Source organism: Mucilaginibacter sp. P5_A6, from assembly GCF_056400585.1.
Map to the genome: position 1 here is coordinate 61,615 of NZ_JBFUKZ010000008.1, position 20,056 is coordinate 81,670.

General features: G+C 39.8%; 15 protein-coding genes. 7 read left to right on the forward strand and 8 right to left on the reverse strand.

Translation table 11 applies throughout. The features are described 5' to 3' along the window. Window positions 1–135 precede the first annotated feature (135 nt). Window positions 136–1,182 carry a FecR family protein gene (locus tag AC1DO4_RS10530; protein ID WP_477415551.1) on the reverse strand — a complete coding sequence of 349 codons (1,047 nt, stop codon included), beginning with the start codon at window positions 1,180–1,182 and terminating at the stop codon, window positions 136–138. Between the two features lie 135 nt (window positions 1,183–1,317). Next, window positions 1,318–1,899, reverse strand: coding sequence for an RNA polymerase sigma-70 factor (locus AC1DO4_RS10535; RefSeq protein ID WP_477415553.1), 582 nt, complete (start codon window positions 1,897–1,899; stop codon window positions 1,318–1,320). A gap of 655 nt (window positions 1,900–2,554) precedes the next feature. Here AC1DO4_RS10535 and AC1DO4_RS10540 point away from each other — a divergent pair. Beyond that, window positions 2,555–5,143 (forward strand): ligase-associated DNA damage response DEXH box helicase, encoded by a 2,589-nt coding sequence (locus AC1DO4_RS10540; RefSeq protein WP_477415555.1) that lies wholly within the window; start codon window positions 2,555–2,557, stop codon window positions 5,141–5,143. Between the two features lie 548 nt (window positions 5,144–5,691). Here AC1DO4_RS10540 and AC1DO4_RS10545 read toward each other — a convergent pair. Continuing rightward, window positions 5,692–6,768, reverse strand: coding sequence for a TlpA family protein disulfide reductase (locus tag AC1DO4_RS10545; RefSeq protein ID WP_477415557.1), 1,077 nt, complete (start codon window positions 6,766–6,768; stop codon window positions 5,692–5,694). Between the two features lie 299 nt (window positions 6,769–7,067). Next, window positions 7,068–7,421, reverse strand: a complete 354-nt coding sequence (locus AC1DO4_RS10550; RefSeq protein WP_477415559.1) for a hypothetical protein — start codon at window positions 7,419–7,421, stop codon at window positions 7,068–7,070. Between the two features lie 278 nt (window positions 7,422–7,699). Between AC1DO4_RS10550 and AC1DO4_RS10555 the strand changes: the two genes are divergently transcribed. From AC1DO4_RS10555 to AC1DO4_RS10565, 3 genes are all read left to right on the forward strand, one after another. After that, complete coding sequence (locus AC1DO4_RS10555; RefSeq protein ID WP_477415561.1) at window positions 7,700–8,311, forward strand: hypothetical protein; 612 nt, start codon at window positions 7,700–7,702, stop codon at window positions 8,309–8,311. A 172-nt stretch (window positions 8,312–8,483) separates the two neighbouring features. Further along, entirely contained in the window at window positions 8,484–8,813 is a 330-nt protein-coding gene (locus tag AC1DO4_RS10560) for a DUF7668 domain-containing protein (protein WP_477415563.1), read from the forward strand. Between the two features lie 1,270 nt (window positions 8,814–10,083). Continuing rightward, entirely contained in the window at window positions 10,084–10,482 is a 399-nt protein-coding gene (locus AC1DO4_RS10565; RefSeq protein ID WP_477415565.1) for a hypothetical protein, read from the forward strand. Window positions 10,483–10,548: 66 nt separating this feature from the next. Here the strand turns inward: AC1DO4_RS10565 and AC1DO4_RS10570 are convergent, their stop codons facing one another. The 3 genes from AC1DO4_RS10570 to AC1DO4_RS10580 form a co-directional block, all read right to left on the reverse strand. After that, window positions 10,549–10,914: an SMI1/KNR4 family protein gene (locus AC1DO4_RS10570; RefSeq protein WP_477415567.1), complete on the reverse strand. Its 366-nt coding sequence runs from the start codon at window positions 10,912–10,914 to the stop codon at window positions 10,549–10,551. Window positions 10,915–11,237: 323 nt separating this feature from the next. Continuing rightward, window positions 11,238–11,897 (reverse strand): helix-turn-helix domain-containing protein, encoded by a 660-nt coding sequence (locus AC1DO4_RS10575; RefSeq protein ID WP_477415569.1) that lies wholly within the window; start codon window positions 11,895–11,897, stop codon window positions 11,238–11,240. A gap of 196 nt (window positions 11,898–12,093) precedes the next feature. Continuing rightward, window positions 12,094–12,411, reverse strand: coding sequence for an ArsR/SmtB family transcription factor (locus AC1DO4_RS10580; protein WP_477415571.1), 318 nt, complete (start codon window positions 12,409–12,411; stop codon window positions 12,094–12,096). A 199-nt stretch (window positions 12,412–12,610) separates the two neighbouring features. Here AC1DO4_RS10580 and AC1DO4_RS10585 point away from each other — a divergent pair, with 199 nt between their 5' ends. Both AC1DO4_RS10585 and AC1DO4_RS10590 read left to right on the forward strand, forming a co-directional pair. Then, window positions 12,611–15,373 carry a TonB-dependent receptor gene (locus AC1DO4_RS10585; RefSeq protein ID WP_477415573.1) on the forward strand — a complete coding sequence of 921 codons (2,763 nt, stop codon included), beginning with the start codon at window positions 12,611–12,613 and terminating at the stop codon, window positions 15,371–15,373. Between the two features lie 54 nt (window positions 15,374–15,427). After that, window positions 15,428–16,885: a hypothetical protein gene (locus AC1DO4_RS10590; protein ID WP_477415575.1), complete on the forward strand. Its 1,458-nt coding sequence runs from the start codon at window positions 15,428–15,430 to the stop codon at window positions 16,883–16,885. Between the two features lie 89 nt (window positions 16,886–16,974). Here the strand turns inward: AC1DO4_RS10590 and AC1DO4_RS10595 are convergent, their stop codons facing one another. Further along, window positions 16,975–17,343: a DUF1304 domain-containing protein gene (locus AC1DO4_RS10595; protein ID WP_477415577.1), complete on the reverse strand. Its 369-nt coding sequence runs from the start codon at window positions 17,341–17,343 to the stop codon at window positions 16,975–16,977. A gap of 176 nt (window positions 17,344–17,519) precedes the next feature. Here AC1DO4_RS10595 and AC1DO4_RS10600 point away from each other — a divergent pair, with 176 nt between their 5' ends. Continuing rightward, window positions 17,520–20,033, forward strand: coding sequence for a mechanosensitive ion channel family protein (locus AC1DO4_RS10600; RefSeq protein ID WP_477415579.1), 2,514 nt, complete (start codon window positions 17,520–17,522; stop codon window positions 20,031–20,033). Window positions 20,034–20,056 lie beyond the last annotated feature (23 nt).

Consider the following 20,056-nt stretch of genomic DNA (forward strand, 5'->3'; position numbering starts at 1 on the left):
ATTCCGGGTATTAAAAAGGTTTAGGAGTGTCTCCAGCACTCCTATTCTTTTTCAAGAAAATTTGATGGGGTTAAGTACTAATTCGTTTCTCCATAATTTAATTATTCGGGGTTTATTGGTTATTTATATAATTGGTTATTTTTCGCTTTCCAAAACAAATTCATTTCCATGGACGCTGTAATTAACATTCAGGGTTCTTTTCAGAATCTCCATGATAGCAGGAAGATTTTCATTATTAAAATCGGCCTTCAAATAATCTGAATTAATTTTTTCATCTTTTGAACTTATATTAACGTTGAAGTTTTTATTAAGCACCTTAAATACATCTCTCAGCTGTGTATTGTTAAAAGATAAGCTTGCTTTTTTCCACATGTTTATCGAAACGTCTTTCACCTCGGTATTTTTTTGCAAATGACCCAGTTTCTTATCATAAACAGCCCCCTGATTGGGCAATAGCATCACTCCCTGGTTTAAATCATCAGCCTGATTAGCGGCATTTGATCCTGCTTTTTTATCCTCTTGCCCGGTGATGCTAACTGAAACTTTCCCGGTAACCACATCTACTTCTGTGGTACTGTCTTCAACGTATGATCGTACCCGGAAACTTGTTCCCCATACTTTGGTAATAACTTTTCCGCTATAAATTGAAAATGTTCTTTTATGATCTTTGGTTACTTCAAAAAAAGCCTCGCCGCTTAAAAACACTTCTCGCTTTTGCTTATTTAATACTTTTAAATACGTCAATGTTGATTTTGGACTTATCCACACCTTGCTACCGTCAGAAAGTGTAATTTTTTGGATGGTGTTTGTCGCATTAGTGACCACCACTTTTTCGCTGTTTTCCGGTAACGGATTCCCTGGAGAAACTTTATATTTTACAAAAAACAGGATTAATAAAACAGCAGCACAGCTGGATAACCAGTACACCACCGACCTGAACGGCGATGACCGTACCCTATCAAGCTGAACAACATTGTCATTATCAGCCTCCCTGATATTATTCCTGATGTCATTCCACATCAACATTTTAAACACCTCACGTTCCTCGGCAGGTAAATTAGAAACATCGTCCTGATCAGAGTCGAATGATTTATACCAGGCAAATATTTCAGCCATTTCATCTTCGTTACATTCCCCATTAAAGTATTTTTCCAGGATCTCTGATGATAATTTCTTTTTCATTAAGGGCTTGTTTTGGACAAGAATTAACTTTGGTTTATAATAAGATGTAACCTGAACCGGGGATAACCCCTACTCTGATTTAAAATAATTTAAAAAAAATAAAATTCCTGGGATTCCAGGAGCTGCAAAAAGCGGTTAGTGGCGCAAAAAGAAAAGGACAAAGAGAATTAAGCTATTAAGGTTAACCCTTAAATACCTTAACGCCTTGGTGAGATGATTTTCGACGGTTTTTTCGGAAATATTTAAAAGTTGGGCTATTTCCTTATTGGTTTTATACTGGTTCCGGCTTAGTTCAAAAACAAAGCGACATTTGGTAGGTAATTGATTTACTTCTATATCAACCCTTTCTTTTAACTCCTTATACCTGAAGTTTTCTTCTGTGGAGTTATCAAAGCTATCGTTCATCAACAGAAATAATTCGCTGTAAGTATTTCTTACCGCTTCTGCTCTTTTATAGTTTAATACTAAATATCTTATTGAAGTAAACAAATATCCCTGGAGTGAGGAATGTATTTTAACCTGAGTTCTGTTGATCCAAAAACCGGTAAAAAAATCCTGTACTATTTCTTTTGCGGGTTCTCGTTCTTTAAGTCGCTTATAGGCGGCAGCATATAATTTAAGCCAATATCTATTATAAATTTCTTCAAAGGCGGCAATATTATCCTGTTCGAAAAGCTCGATTAATTCATTATCCGAAAGGTCACGCAACTCCTTCATTTTATATGATATAAAACATCATTGCTTTGCACATTTACAAAACAGGAAAACATCTTAATTCTGCATGTGCAGTTACTGACAGCTAACAAGTAAACTTATTAAACACCAATTAATAACGGGTTTATTAGACGACAGACCATAATTTCAGTGAATTACACATCTTTCAAATTTTATCTATACCGAAATTATAGCTATATCAAGAACAACACTTAGGTTATAATAGCGAGCAATTTAGGCAATATTTTTTATTTACAAATCAAAAACACAGAAATAATTGTGTTTAAAACACTAATAATTTAGCCTTAGCTTTGATACCGGCAGGCTAAATGCAAGACCGTACAGACTTACAGTTTAAACACTCATTTTCTGGATACTTATATTCTTTAATTTAATATTTATGATGCTGGGGAACCTCATAAATAAGTGTCAATAACACTATTATTATTCGAGTTAACGCAAAATCGTTATAAATATCAAAAAGATAGTATCCAGGGGCCAAGCATTAGTTAAATGACCGAAATAAATTTTCAAACTGCCATTGATCCCTTTTTTGATTTATAGATTCTAAAAAAGGAGCTTATTTAATTGCCGCCTTTATCCGATGGTAATTTTTTGATTATCCAACTAAAGTGTTATTCCTTTGTTAAAATAAACCATGATAGAAAAAGGCCGGCAGGTTATACAGCATTGGTACAAGCAAAAAAACTGGCATCAGTTCCCGTTTCAGCAGGAAATGGAAGCGGCATACCTGGCCGGCTACTCCGGTTTGCTGAATGCGCCTACCGGCAGCGGAAAAACCTATGCGTTGTTTTTGCCTTTCCTGGCCGATTTTATAAATAAACATCCCGATACCTATACCACGCAAAAGAATAACGGCTTATTCATGCTGTGGATAACCCCGCTGCGCGCCTTAACCAACGATATCCGCAAAGCCATGCAGGAGGCCTGCAATGAGATGGGCCTGCCCTGGCAAATTGCCACCCGAACCGGTGATACCTCGGCTGCTGAAAAAGCCGCCCTCAAGAAAAAACTACCCGAAGTACTGCTTACCACACCCGAAAGCCTGCATCTGATGCTGGCCCAAAAAGAATATCCCAAAATGTTCGGCAACCTGCAGGTGGTGGTGATTGATGAGTGGCATGAATTACTGGGAACTAAACGAGGCGTACAGGTAGAGTTGGGCTTATCCCGCCTAAAGGGCCTTGCTTCAGTTGGCAGTTCTCAGTTAGCTGTGATGGAAAATGAGCCCCCGGGTAAAACTGCAAACCGCCAACTCCGTATCTGGGGTATCAGTGCTACTATTGGCAACTTAGAGCAGGCCGCAGAAGTTTTGTTAGGTAATGATTTCCCCCCGGAAAAGATCAAAATGGTACGGGCCAACCGGGAAAAGAAACTGGAGATTAAATCCATCATACCGGATAACGTGGAGAATTATTCATGGGCCGGGCATATCGGCTTAAAACTATTGCCACAGGTAATGGAGATTGTGGCCCGCAGTAAAACAACACTCATATTCACCAATACCCGTTCGCAATCCGAGATCTGGTACCATGCCATTTTGGATAATTACCCGGAGTATGCCGGCATTATGGCTATGCACCATGGTTCGCTGGATAACGAGCTACGCAATTGGGTGGAGCAGGCACTGCATGCCGAAGCTCTGAAAGTAGTTGTATGTACTTCGAGCCTTGATCTTGGGGTTGATTTTCGCCCTGTAGATACCGTTGTGCAGGTGGGTAGCCCGAAAGGTGTTGCCCGTTTTATGCAGCGTGCCGGGCGAAGCGGTCACCACCCCGGCGCGGTCTCGAGGGCATACTTTGTGCCAACTCATTCGCTTGAGCTATTGGAAGGCGCGGCTTTAAAGCAGGCTATCAGGAAAGGAATTTTTGAAAGCCGCGACCCCATGCTGCTTACCATGGATGTGCTGATCCAGTATATGGTTACGCTGGCGGTATCGGATGGCTTCACGGCCGAAGACCTGTTTAAGGAAGTAAAAGGCACCTACGCCTTTGCCGACCTCTCCCGAAACGAGTTTGGTCAGCTATTGGATTTTATAACAACCGGCGGCAAAACCCTGGCGCAGTATGATGAGTTTTTAAAGGTGGAGATTGTGGACGGCCTATATAAAGTAAACAATCGCCGGGTGGCTATGCGACATAGGTTAAGTATAGGCACCATTACCAGCGAGTTGAGCATCCGGGTAAAATGGCTCAGCGGCGGCAGTCTGGGTACTATTGAGGAATCCTTGGTATCAAAACTGAAACCGGGCAATACGTTCTGGTTCGCTGGTCGAAGCCTGGAATTTATCCGGGTAAAGGAAATGACAGCCTATGTAAAAAAATCAAATTCTACCAAAGGCATTATCCCCAGCTGGAATGGCGGGCGGATGCCTCTATCGTCCCAGCTATCAGCTGTGTTCCGGGATAAGCTTGATGAGGTGGCGCATGGTATCGAAAAGGATATAGAAGTTATCGCGCTTAAACCGCTGTTCAAACTACAACAGGAGTTATCCCTCCTGCCGCAGAGCCATGAATTTTTGATCGAATCCTTCAAATCGCGGGAGGGGCACCACCTGCTATTTTATCCTTTTGAGGGGCGGTTGGTACACGAGGGCATGGCATCGCTGCTGGCCTATCGCATCAGTAAAATAAAGCCAGCCAGTTTCTCTATCGCTATGAATGACTATGGCTTTGAGCTACTTACCGATGAAGATGTGCCCATTGAGCAGGTACTGGAGGATGCCAGCTTCTTCTCGATAGACAACCTACTCGACGATATCCAGCATAGCCTAAACGCCAACGAGATGGCCCGCAGGCGTTTCAGGGATATAGCGCATATAGGAGGGTTGGTGTTTACAGGCTACCCCGGTCAGCCGGTGAAGAACAAGCATTTACAGGCATCAACCTCGCTGCTGTTTGAGGTGTTTACCGAGTACGAGCCGGATAACCTGCTGGTGCGGCAGGCCTATAACGAAGCGCTGGCCTTCCAGCTGGAAGAATTCAGGCTGAGGGCGGCTTTGCAGCGCATTGGTACCCAAACCATTATCCTGAAAACCATTGAGCGACCTACCCCATTTGCCTTCCCCATTATGGTTGACAGCCTGGGCCGCGAACGCCTTACCACCGAAACCATGGAAGAGCGCATAGCCAAAATGGCCCGCAGCTACGGCGCTGAAGGTGTTGGCGCTATTGGCGATAATAAGAAAAGCAGGAAGCCGGGAATTACCCGGAAGAAAGGATTTTAGGCAGATGTGGAGGTAGGTGCCGCTTTTTTAGGAGTATCCGGAACACTGACAGGATCTTGTCAGCAGGCAATTAACTATAACCTGCCAATACCAAAAACATTATTGAAAACCAGCGATTTACACTTCAAAAAAATCAAACTTTGTGGTACAAATACACAACTAAATTCAGAAAAATACCACTTTTATACAGAAAAATTCATGTACTTAAAACTATCCTTCCAAACTATTAAGTACACCTTATAATGCACCGTTCGGGGACCAAATTACAACCTGCCTTTTACCTAACTTTGGCCATTGGTTCCGGCCTCGTGGCCCGGTGCTAATTGCTATACATACCGTAATTTTAAACTACAGGCATAGTCGTTCGAAGTCGGAGACATTCGAACAGCGGAAAGACTTCGGAGAATAGGAACATTCGAACAACGGAAAGACTTCGGAGAGCAGATAGATCAGAGCATTAAAAAAATAACATGTATTAACCGGTAACGCCGACCGATCTAAAGAGAAAGTTTAAACTTCAAGTAAAACGGCGAATCTACACTAATCTGCTATTTCAGTTTATCATTTAAAAACTTTTCCAGCTCGGCCGGGGGAATATTCCGCTTGATCATGGTACCATTTTCATCTAACAGAAAAGTAGTTGGAAAAACATTAACCGACAGCTTGTTAGCATTAACAGCGTTTTCATCCAAATACTGCGGCCAGATAAGTCCATATTCTTTAATTCTGCGTTGCCATATGGTAACATCTTTTGTTTTATCGGTAGATATACTGACGATTTCAAATCCACGGTCATGATAAAGTGAATATATTTTTTTCAGATAGGGAATGGTATCCAGGCAAGGCCTGCACCGGCTGAACCAATAATCGATAAAAACGTATTTGGCTTTAGGTATTTTTAGGTGACCGGCCTCAAGTTGAGCCGTTTTGAGCGACATATCGGGGAACCTGGAATTTTCTTTTATGGGCGCCTGCTCAAGATCAGTTCGAAGCATTTTCCAGATTTGCGAGCGTTTTATGTTTTGCGCAAATGAGTTTAATATATTCTCCCTTAACACGGTATGACCGAACAGGCTAAAACGTTCGATGAGGCCCCAAAGCGCTACGTAAGACGATGGGTTTTTATGGACATATTCCATCAATTTCAATTCAAAAACGGTGTCTTCATTTGATGATAACTCATAGAAAAAGTTCATGGAACAGTCATATCCTTTACCAAGCATAAAAGGAATAAATTTATCCTGAAATTCAGCAGCTGTAGTACCACCCACCTGAATGCATTCGTCCTTTAAATAATCCAGTTGCATACGGGTTGTAGATTTATCTACAAATATCACTCCCCAGCGCCATACCCGCATGTTCCTGTCACTGGCAAATAAAGCCCGGTACATTTGTGGATATGAGCCTGAATTGTTCAGCCTAAATCCGCCATTTATTACAGGTGCCGAAATTTTTTTTTGTTCAAAATATTTAGGAGCGATAACGCCTGTTGTCAATGATACCGAATCCGCTTTCAACGAATCGTTTACTATACTTCCCTGTATTGGCCTCGGCAAATTCTTATGCTGTCCCTGGGCGTAATACCCCGTTAACATAAAAAACAAAATTAAAACTTTTTTTTTCATAGGAATAGAAATATCCGGCAGGGTTGTTTAACCTGCCGGAATAATGCTGATTAGTTAAGCAACGCAACAGGTTGAGCAGTAGCCATCTTTCTCACATCATAAGTTACACGAGCTTGTGGTACATGTGCCGGTTTTACCGGTACCTCCCCCGCTGTCGCAGGGCTTCAGCCTTGTGACCCGCATGCTAAGTATTTATCGTATTCTTATCAAATTGACAATCTGCCTTTAAAAAAAATAAAACGGGCAGTAAATACGTGACAATGAAAAACTTGTAGTACATTTCAATTGATATAAATATGTTAATATTTTTCTAAATACGCTTTGGAATAGTTATCTAAATCTTCTTCTGGTATTTTTGTTGACCTATAATCCATCCCATTCCTTTTCAGGAAGTCAACAATTTGCATTTTCTTTTTATATTCTGCTGAACCCAATTCAAAATGCCAATCTCGCATGCCATCCGTAATATATTTATTTTGGCCATCTATGGTCTTATAAAGCACTTTCTGGAATCCGGCTCCTTTATTTATCAAATAAAGGACGATCTCCGGACGTCTGTATATATCAGCTGCGTCAACTGCAAACTCTAACGGACTACTCCCGTACTCATTTACAGTATCTACTTTTGCCCCTGCATCAACTAATAATTTCATATAGTTCAGATCGCCTTTTTCACTGGTAGTAATCTTCCGAACACCTATGGAGACAACTCCAACAAAGTGCGGCTAAGGCGACGGGGAACACCAACAAGGGCGGAATAAATTTTCTGGGGTAGATCAGCAAAGCAGCGGCGGATTAGATTTTCAATTGCTACCTTGGCAAAAATAGTGAAAGGTAAGTAGGATGTCGTAGTAAGAACTAACTACTAAAGATAACAGATGTTAAACTTGCATATTTGCTTACAGATCCCATTACAAATAAATATATAAATATGAACTACACTATTCGCATAGTTGCGGCTATTTTTATTTTTTTCACCCTCACTGCAAACGCACAACAAAAAGCGAAATCGAATGCCATGGTATCTGGTGATTACGATTTAATGAAGCTTTCAGTGGATACAACTACGAAGGCATTTACAGGCGTAATCGATGCAGCAGAAGGTAATTTTAGTTGCACACTTTTTATCTGCGGTCAGGGTATTGCTGACAATAATGGCAAATATCCGATCAAGGCTTTTCCTTATGGTCTCGATGGCGTTTCGTCTGAAGGCACGCTGGCTTTTCATCAGGGAAAAAATGGACACAGAGGGTCAATAGAAATTCACCTGGAAGAATCAGGTTCATGTCAAATGATGGTTGACTTTAAAAGTGGTATTTTCTTAACGCTGGATAAACTGGTGTCTTATCATAAATTTAGCATAGTTAAGGCTAAGAAGGCTGTGACTTTTTCTGAAGGCACGCCTACAGCCCAAAAGAAAGGGTATTTTTTACAAGGTGACCTGGTTTCCATTTTATCGGAAAAGAACGATTACTGTTATGTACAATATCTTAAGAAATCCGCTTCCAAAGCTTGGGTGAAAAAATCTGACCTGGTCCTTTGATATTAATCGTTGCCGCTTGATTTAAAATCGGCAACCTCCACCGTTGTTGGAGTTGTCTCCATAGGTGTGCGGCTGAGGCGGCGGAGAACACCAACAACGGCATAAGACGGATACTTTAAATCAATTGGTGTCAATATGAAAACGGTAACAAGAATTCCAGGACGATAGAAAAATGAAACAATCAGATATTCAAAATGTCATTAAAAGTATTGTTACTGATTTCATAGATGGAAATTATCAAAAAGTACACGAGCGAGATTATGGAAAAAGACTAACGGAGCGCGAAGTTAAAGAAGGTATAGAAGACTATCCTGGGATTATTACCGATTTTCCAGATTCTGCATTTAGTTTGATGCGATTATATAGAAACACAGATACAAATTGCGATATAGACTTTCCATTATGGTATGATCATAAAAGAAGCGATCTTACCATGGTCTGCAACGTTAAGCTAATTGATAGTGAGTATCGCTATACCATTGAAGATATACTGGTACAATGATTGGGAAATATCTTTAGCCGTTGTTGGAGTTGTCTCCAACAACTTTTTACCGGTGATAAATCCACTGAAACCTCCAACAAAAACCAACTCCTCCCGACGATAATTAGCCCCCGCTATCGCAAAGCTCTTGCCCTGTGACCCGCATGCTAAGTATGCGCCATGCATTTAGGACAGCACCATGTCAGGCAATCAAAATATTACAGCCTTACAAAAACATCTATCCAAAAAAGGTTGCAAAACTTACAAGATATAATCCTGCCGGATTTCTGAATTTATAATTGCAGCTCATACGTTAAAAATACAAAATCCCGGATGAAACGTATATCCGGGATTTGCTTTCTACACTATAAAAAATTTAACTTCCTCGCCATAATTAAAAATACGATATATAAAAACATCAACCCGATTGCTGTTGGCTTCTGGTATTTGGGACCCACAACGTAACAAATAATGAGTGTAAGTACAAAGCATACTAATTGAAGCCTACTTCCAAATATATTTAGGCTATGATCGGGATTTTCAATAATTGGTCCCGATAGGAAGTATATTATAACAAGCTCAATTACAAAAAGAATTGGGAAATAAATTTTTTTGATCATATAATATTTTATTACTTATAGTGAATTGTTTTGGATAGCTTTCTGTTAGAAGCTATGGACAACCCGAATGGCTTATATTTATAAATAAATCCCCCTAAAAACCAATACAATGATTAATAATACAAGCCCGTATAGATAATTAAACACCTCCCTATATTTCATACTCACAGTATATTTAAGCAGTAGCATAAATAAAAAATATAAAAAAAAGAAATATGAAAAGAATGGATGGATTTTATGATTTATCAATGGTTTTAATTAGGAATAACACTAAAATTACAACCACGAATAGGTAATAAATAACATTTTTCATCTTCAAATAAATTGAGTAGTGTATTCTATTTCCCAAGCTGGCGGCACGCGCGCTGCGTGTGTCCGGATTATTTAATACAACTATAGTCGTTTGCGAAAGTCAAACATAGTTATAGTACTTGTATAAAGCTACAATGATTCCGTTAAAATTAATCATCTCAATTAGTTGATCCAAGTACAAAAAAGCCCGGATGAACTTGATACATCCGGGCTTAAATAGCTGACCAGCATTATGTTTTCCTATCAGTGGGGTGGTCTGCGGCAGCGAAAGTTGGTAATAGAACCAGTTTCTTTATTTATCTGAGAAATGTTTATGTTTATGAAAATCTATTCCGCAAATCCAAATTATAACCATCGTCATGCGAAGATCTTTTCTACTTATTGCTTTGAATATTATCGGATTTAATTTTTGCTATGCACAGCACTATAGTATTATTAAACCTACCGTTCATTCTGCTTCCAGACATATGGGCGGGTTGGTCCGCGTTTATGCAGTAGCCGGAAAAGTCACCAAGTGGGACTCCACACTCTGTTATTTCGAAATCTCTACATCAAAAAAATACTGGCTGACTGTTGTAGTTTACGGCCCTTATGCTTTTGAAAGTGCATTACGAATTTCAAATTCAAATATGTTTTGGGGGCCTGTAAAAAGATTCAAAAAAAAGCCTGCTATTTTTATGTCAAGTGAATATCTTAGACGGAGATGGCAAATAGTTGAAAGTTGGAAAGGAGACCCAAATCAGGAAGTGGAAAATTAACGGCGATTATGTTTACCTATCAGTGGCGTATGCGTGCGCCAGCTGAGGAAATTATAGTCAATGAGATTAAACACTTTCCAATAATTCGTTAAAATTATCAAACTTAAATATTGCTTCTTCGTTCGCCATACCAATAAAGGGCATATCGAATATAAAACCAGTCGACTTTTCAATACAATAAGCGGTATCACCACCATCTGAGCCAAACACAAAAAATCCGCCTGCATACTCATCCACCTCATAATCTTTATTGAGCTGAATCATATCAGTTAGTCGCCATAAATCATAATATTCGTTCTCACCAACAATTTCCGCACCATCGGTATCTTTAAAAAAATCTAAAAAGCCAGCTGGCAGTTTAAAATTTATTGCACTTAGAAACACCTGTATCGCTGAAGTACCCGGAGGATTGTTTTTGTTGATTGTCCTCATTGTTTCTATTTTGATTTTTGATTAAATTCTGTCGTTATAATTGGAATACCAATATTATTTTGATTAAACTTATTAGCACCTGTCGGGCTTTGTGCTTTGGAAACCGCGATGTTTACCCGCTGTCGCAAGCATCCCCGGCTTGTGGCCTGCATGCTACGTACGCCCATGCAACCACACTAATCAGCGACTTGTGTATATTCCCGGTTAAAAATACAAAAACCGGGAGAAAAACTGAATCTGCCCGGCGGGATTGTACAAAAATATCGGAGTAAGATCTCGGTCCCGCTGTTGGATTGATCAGCCTGTGGTTGGTATTACCGGGTTTAATAATCTGCCATAACTGGTTTGTCTGCCGTAATAATAACTTTCAAGCCGCTTTCGTTGGCCAGTTCGTTTATCTGGTGGCTGTAGTATTCTTTTTTCAAAGTGGGCAGGTCGATATAAAGAGCGTTGGATAGCAGTTTTAATTTATCGGCGTCCAGGGTTTTCCTGCCGCGCTCAATACGGCTAAGGTCTGCCCGGTCGATGCCAAGTTTTTTTGAAAAAACTTCCTGAGACATGTTTAAATCCATCCGGTGGAAGTGAATAAATGCACCAAAGTTCTCGAATACAGGCGGTTTTTCACCATCCTTTTTTTCGGCTGTATTTTCAATAAGCGGCCGCAAATCATCAATTGTTTTAAAAAGGATGGAAAACATGGCCGACATCCGGCTAAAAAGGTCTTCGTCAATATTATATATGATATTTCCCTTTATCCCGGTTTGCCTGATGATTTTTAACGTTCTTAATTCAGAGATATGCCTGCTGATTATGTCGGGATTATGGGGAAGTGTGTATATCATGTCCTTTGATATACTATTCCCATGCTCAACAATCGTCCTGATAATGGCTATCCTTATAGGCAAAGCCAAAGCTTTTGCGAAAGTTGACAGTTCGTTATCACCGGCATCGAATTTTGATAAGGCTGATTTTGCGTACGGCATTTAACTTAACATTAAATTAATGTTGCTTTAAAGCAACATTGCAATATATAAGAAAAATAAATTAACGCAAATTACCAAAGCCGTCACCATTACAAAACGGAAGCAAATCTATCCCGCTACTAAGCCTGCATTTTGCCTCGATACAGTAACAATTATAGCGATACAGGCCGGATGTGCCTGGTTTAAAGAATACGCATTATTTTTTTTGCATCATGTCCAGCAGGTTGTCAAAAACCCCGGTGTAGCTGGTCCAGCTTTGCCAGTTTACCTGGTAGATAGACTTTTTACCTTCATTGGATGCAATGATCAGGTCTGATGCAATTAATTCTTTCAGGTGATGTGAAACTGTTGGCTGGGCTAATGGCAATAATTCAACAATTTCTCCCGTAGTAAAGTTAGGATGTTTGGCCAAAATGCGCAGAATAGCAATCCGCGCCGGATGCGACATTGCTTTCGCTACTAATGAAATATGCTGATCTGTAGAGGTAAACTCTTCTTTTTTGTGATTAGCCATTAAATAAAACTTATCTGTAATACCCTAAATCAATTAATTTCCTTTAAGCATTTCCGCAAAGGAAACAACGGATTATGAAGATTTGATGAGCGATTAACTTAATATCAAATCTAACATCTAAGATATTCGATATGGTAATTTTATATTAACATTCACTTAACACGAGGCGGGTAGTTTTGCAGCTGACTAAAATTAGCACGTGAAAAAATTATTACTTCTTTTTATATTATCGGCATTTTATACAAGTTTATTACATGCCCAGGGTACCGGTAAAATTGCCGGTAAGGTAATAGACCAAAAAACAAGCGAAACACTTATCGGTGCATCAGTTGGAATTCAGGGTTCAACAAAGGGGGCGTCAACCAATGTTGATGGCCGCTATGTGCTATCCGGATTACAAGCGGGAAAATACACCATAATCGTAAGATACATTGGTTATCAAAGCAAATCCATTTCTGATATTGAAGTTAAAGACGGTGCGGTTACCAATCTTGATGTAGTGATGCAAGACGCCGCCACCAATGCGCTGAAAGAAGTTGTGGTAACGGCCACTTACCGTAAAGCCTCGGCAGCGGCACTTTATGCGGTTCAGAAAAACAGCGCCTCTATATCCGATGGTATATCATCAGAGCTTATCAAAAAATCGCCAGACAGAAGTACAGGCGATGTTTTAAAGCGTGTAAGCGGTACTACCATACAGGACAATAAATTTGTGATTGTAAGGGGGCTTAGCGATAGGTATAACACCGCTTCTTTAGATGGCACGCCACTGCCAAGTACCGAGCCCAACCGTAAGGCTTTCTCTTTTGATATTGTACCTGCCAGCCTGATAGAAAACATAGTTATCAGCAAAACGGCCACGCCCGATATCCCTGCCGATTTTGCAGGCGGTAACATCCAGATAATAACAAAAGATATTCCAGATCAAAATTTTATAACCCTTGGTTTGGGCTATAGCTATAACACCCAAAGTGCATTTAAGAATTTTAAAAGCGGCTACCGTAATACAAGCGATTATTTTGCTTTTGACGGCGGAGCCCGCGAGTTGGTGAAAAATTTTCCCACAACCGATCAGGTTGTTACCCCCCCGGGTTTAACTGCAAAACAAAATCTGCAATCTATCAGCTCATTAAATAACAACTTTACTATTTATAACAAAAAAGCGTTTTTAGGCCAAAACTACCAGTTTACTTTAGGTAATGTTAAGGAAATTGGCGAAAACAAAAATCGTTTTGGTACTACCATCGCATTAACCTACCGCAATGCCGAAACTACCACCCCAGGCCTTGTAAGGCAGTATAATAACTTCGATTATACTGAAGATCAGTATAAGTTTTCGACCAACGTAGGTGTGCTGGCCAACTTTGCCTATAGTTTCGGTAAAAATAAAATTACCTTCAAAAACGTTTACAACAGAATCTTCGACGATATATTTACTTATCGTACGGGATCAAATACTTCAACCAGCAGTTTTGATAACCGGTTTTATACCTATGATCTTACCCAAAAATCGCTGTTAAAATCAACACTTGATGGCGATCATAAATTAGGTACCGGTAATGCTAAATTAGACTGGAGCCTGGGTTATAGTAAAGTACTGAATGATCAGCCCGATCAGCGCAAGGTAAATTATGTTCAAAATGCGGCGGGTGATCCGTTTGTTGCCAGCATTACCAGCTTAGGTAAAGAAAATGCACGGTTTTTCTCGAAACTGGATGAAAACATTTACTCGGGCAAGGTTGATTTTAAATTGCCTGTAAAGTTGTTTAATCAAACCAGCAATTTTAAAATTGGAGTTTCATCACAATACCGCGACCGTACTTTTGATGCGCGATTTTTGGGCGTAACCATTATTGATGGTTCAAGTGATATCCGCATGCGCCCTATTGCAACATTGTTTGGTCAAAACGCAATCAACTCAGGCGCATTCAAGCTGGATGAGATAGCAAATTATAACGACAGGTATAACGCGCATAGTTATACAAACGCTGCTTATGCCATGCTGGATAATAAGCTGAGTGATAAAATCAGGGTGGTTTATGGTTTAAGGGTCGAAAAATTTGACCTGAGCTTAAGCACCAAAGATCCGGATAAAATCCAGCCCCAGGCCGAATTGAATAATACCGATTTTTTACCATCGGTAAACTTTACATATGCTTTAACAGCAAAAGCCAATTTAAGGGCCTCCTATTACCGTACACTGGCCCGTCCGGAATTCAGGGAACTTGCTCCGTTTGCCTATTATGACTATGAATTGCTGGCAACCCAACAGGGTAACCCCAACTTAAAAAGAACCCTGATTGATAATGCCGATCTGCGCTATGAGTTTTACCCATCCGCAGGGCAGATATTTTCGGTGTCGGCTTTCTATAAAAAGTTCACTAACGCTATTGAACCCAGTATTGATGATGTAAACTCATCAACAACCATATCATATTTTAATTCCAAATCGGCCTATGTTTATGGCGCCGAGCTGGAAGCCAGGAAGTCGCTTGATTTTATCAACGAGTCGGGATTCTTTAAAAACAGTACGCTTTACGCTAATTTAGCGGTAACAAAATCAAAAATTCAAAATTCGGATAACCCCAATCTGTTGGAACCAAACAGGCCATTGGTTGGGCAATCACCGTACGTGATCAATGCCGGTTTCCAGCATAACGCTTTCAATAATACCTTATCATTTAACCTTTTATACAACCGCCTGGGTAAAAGGATCTTTTTTGCCGGCGGCCAAAATTTCCCAAGTATTTACGAAGCTCCAAGAGATGTGATCGACTTTCAGCTGGGTTACAAAGTGCTGAAAAATAAAGGCGAGATCAAATTCAATGGCACCGACCTGCTTAATCAAAATGACACTTTCTACTTTGATAAGGATAAAAACCCCAAAGGTGGCACAGGTAATACCTTTAAAAGATTTACGCCGGGTGCTACCTACTCTTTAACCTTCAATTATACTTTCTAAACAAAAAACCAAATTAACAATAACTCATTAGTTTTAATCGAACACAAAATTATTATGAAAAAACAAGGATTATATTTAGCGCTGGCTGTTGCATTATTGGCTTCGGCATGTAGCAAAAAAGAAGCTACAATTGACCCGCCTGTAACAGATACAACAAAGATAAGTACAACAGTAAATGTATCTGGCGATATCAATGTAAACACTACCTGGAAAGCCGATAAAATATATTTATTAAAAGGCTTTGTTTACGTAACTGATGGAGCTACTTTAACTATTGAGCCCGGAACTATTATAAAAGGCGAGAAGATTACCAAAGGTACTTTGATAATAACCCGCGGCGCAAAAATTATGGCCGAAGGTACTGCATCTAAACCAATTGTATTTACTTCATCATTTGCTGCAGGCACACGTTATGCGGGCGACTGGGGCGGCATTATCATATTAGGTAAAGCTCCGGTTAACCAGGGCGATAATGTAGGTATTGAAGGTGGATTGGATGATAAAGGCAATCCGGCCAAATACATCCAATACGGCGGTACTGTAGCCAATGATAACTCAGGTTCATTAAAGTATGTTCGTATTGAATATGGAGGGATCCCTTTTTCACCGGATAACGAGATCAATGGTCTTACTATGGGTGGTGTAGGTTCGGGCACAACACTTGATTATATTGAAGTTTACCGCGCTGGTGATGATTCATACGAGTGGTTTGGCGGTACAGTAAATGCCAAACACTTATTAGCTATTGGCGGTTTGGATGATGATTTTGATACCGACTTTGGTTTCTCAGGAAAAGTTCAGTTTGGCTTATCACAACGTTACCCTACCATTGCCGATGTTTCTGGCTCAAACGCTTTTGAATCTGATAACGATGCAAACGGATCTGATAAAACTCCGCAAACCTCGGCTATCTTTTCAAACATGACATTGTTGGGTCCTATTTCTGCTTCAGGCGCTTCAGGCATCAATGCTAACTATCTGCATGCAGCTCAAATTCGTCGTAACTCTGCCGAAAGCATATTCAACTCAGTATTTGCAGGTTTTGTAGAAGGCATTTATATTGATGACTCCAAAGTAACCACTCCTAATTCAACCTCAACAAACTTTACTGCAGGCCGTTTGGTTTTCCAAAACAATTTAATTTACGGCAGCAATGCTAAAACTAACGAAGTTAAAGGTACCGTTACAGCTGCAGGTACAAATAAAACTATTTTTGAAGCCACGCTTCGCGCTCAAAACACATTTGATGCATTATTATATGCAGATGCGGTAATTACCGATCCTTTCAAATATTCATCAGATTTTGCTAAGGCCGGTACACCAATATTTACAGTAAAAGCAGGTTCGGCAGCAGCAACCGGCGCTTTGTTTACAAACGCTAAAATCAGCGCTGATACCTTCTTTGAGAAGGTTGATTACCGCGGTGCTTTTGGTGCAACAGACTGGAGTGCAGGATGGGCTAATTTTAACCCACAAGTATTGCCATATACTACACCAGGTGCAGTAAATTAATTAAAAGTCTATTATAAAAAAAGCCCGCTTCAAAACTTTGAGGCGGGCTTTTTTATTTAAAATGGAATTTGCATTGGCTGATTTGCAACTTACTTACCAAGCAACACAAAAACAACGGCGACAATTGCGGGCAATGCCTGTGTAAAAAATATTTTTTTGCTTGCTGTAAGCGCTCCGTAAAGCCCGGCTGTAATTACACAGCTTAAAAAAAACACGCTGATATTAAATGCCCATAATTTATCAGTAATAAAAAAGGTCCAGATTAAACCTGCTGATAAGAAACCATTATACAAGCCCTGGTTAGCAGCAAGTCCTTTTGTTGGGCTAAACAAATTATCGGGCATAGCTCCTTTGAATGTTTTGCGGCCAAGTGTTTCCCAGGCAAACATTTCCATATAAAGGATATATAAATGTTCAATTGCAACAAGTCCAATTAAAATTTTTGCTATGATCTCCATGTTTTCTTGCCTGTTTATGTTTTTCTAATTTAGATAATTAAAGCGGATTTAAATAAAAGCTGCTAATTTGATCGTCGGTTACATTATATTTATTTATGTGAAATTATTTAATAGGCTTAATATAAAACAATTTCAGCTCCAATAATATAAACCCCAACTATTACGTATAATTGATCATGCGAAATCTACTTAAACTCATCTGTATTTTTTCAATTTTGGTACAGGCATTAACCTTAAGCCAGGACTGTTTTGCCCAGGTAAAAAAAAAGAGGGTGCACCTGTCAATGAGAGACTCTTTGAGAGCGAAGGTTTTGCGAAGGGATTCGGTGATCCGTTCTTTCAAAAGTTCAAAAGGCTCTGTAAATATATTGCTTGGTAAAATTGAAGATTACACTACCTCCTATGTCGAAACCAACTCCGATCTGTTACGCGGATTTGATACTTTAGAAATTAGCCAGCAACTGCCCCCTTTAGAAAAACGCATGGCCTTAATGCGCAATGCCATTGATAAATCATCCACGTTGGGAAACCTTGTTACCATAAGGGATATGATTGATCACCTTAAAGACCAGATGAACTCCTGGGAAGACCAGATAACAGTTTATAATAACCAACTGGATGATATTCGCACCAAAGTATCTGATTTTAAAGCCGATACCATTTTACGTACCGTACCCGCCGACAGCAGCTTAAGGGTGAAGAGCTTTATGCAGGTGCAGAACCTGGACGTAAAGTGGAAAAGCCTCGATAACAATGCCGAAAAATCAATGATCAGGATCGGACTTTTAGAAAACAGGGTATCCGCCTTATCTATTTTACTGATAGATCTGGACGATAGGATAGACCTGAAGATCCACGAATTTACCATTAAAGCCCTAACCAATGAATATGGCTTTATATGGAACCCTTATAAAATTAACAGCCTGGCCGCGTTAGATGTAGCGGTTGCTAAAACCATTCGTTTAAATCACCTGTTGTTCGTTTATTTCGCCACCAACAAATCCAATTACGCGGGGCACCTGGGCAACCTGTTTATTTTAACAGCCTTTTTTATATGGATCTACAGCAGCCGCAAAAAAATCACCCGCATCAATACCGGGCACAACAGTATTTTTGATCAAACAAATTATATAGTAAAATATCCATATCTATCAACGCTAACCGTTTTTAGCGTAATAGCGCCTTACCTGTATGATCACCCCCCACAAGCGTTTGCACATACCATGCTTTTGATAATGATGGGGAGCATTGGCCTGTTAATAAAAAACAACTGGCCTAAGCCTTTATTTAAGTTTTGGGGCGTATTGTTTATTGCCGCTGTTGTTTTTTGTATCAGCAGCCTAATGGTAGTTATCACTTATGCCGATAGGATAATTTTGTTGCTGTTATCGGGTTTTATAATTTATTACTCATTAAGGCTGCTCAAGCAATTAAAAACCGCTGTAGATACATATCCACCTTATATGCTGCCCATTTTAAAAGTGTTTATAGCGTTGCATGGGTTTTCTATCCTGTTAAATATTACCGGAAGGTTTAGCCTGGCCAAAATAATTGGGGGTACGGCCACATTAAACCTTTGCCTGGCAATGGGCTTTTACTTACTGTTGCAGATACTCATGGAAAGCTTGTTTTTACAATTAGAAGGCAACAAAAAAGCTGATAATAGAATAATCTCTTATCTCGACTTTAAAGAATTGCAACAGAAATCAAAGGGTTTTCTTGTTAAAATCATAGCCATATTATGGTTAGTTGCTTTAGCTAAAAACCTAACTATAGATGATTATTTGTATGACCAGGCTAACGATTTTTTAAACTCTCCTCACCAGGTGAGCAGTACTGCTTTCACTTTTCGCAGCATATTGGTATTTATCATGGTAATCTGGCTCTCTGGTCTGTTAGCCCGGGTGATTAGCTACTTTTATGATTTTGCAGGCCAACAAACCAAACTTACACCCCAGGCTAAAAAAACCAGGTCGTCTATATTGCTTATCAGGTTAACAATTTTTGTGCTTGGCTTTTTTATAGCCATTACAGCTGCAGGTATCCCTATGGATAGGGTAACCATTATTATAGGCGCATTAGGCGTAGGTATTGGCTTTGGTTTACAAAACATAGTAAATAACCTGGTATCGGGGATCATACTGGCCTTTGAAAAACCTGTACAGGTGGGTGATATTATAGAGGTAAGCGGTAAATCCGGAACTATTAAAGAGATAGGTATCCGATCGAGCAAGATAGAGTGCGGCGATGGATCAGAACTTATTGTACCTAATGGCGACCTGATATCGCAGCATGTAATAAACTGGACCTTAAGCAATAACAACCGCCGTGTTGAGCTTATTATCCGGGTTGCTTACGGATCAGATGTGATGAAGGTTGAAAGTATCCTTAATGCTATTATACAGAGTCATGGCGATATCATGAAAACTCCCGCCCCATCTGTTTTTCTGTATAATTTTAGCGATACCGCCATTGAATTCAGGGCCTGGTTTTGGGCTGCAGAAATTTCAAAGTGGTTAAGCTTAAAAAGCAGCGTGATGCGTGCTGTTTATATAGCGTTTGATAAAGAAGGTATAGAAATACCGCAAGGGCAAAAAGAGATCCAGGTTAATTTTCCGGGCAATCCGGGTGCTGAAGCAAAGCCCGGGCAAACTGATAATGAAACCAATATCCTTCCCGGCGGGCATTGATGTTAATGCCCCAGGTTTAACCA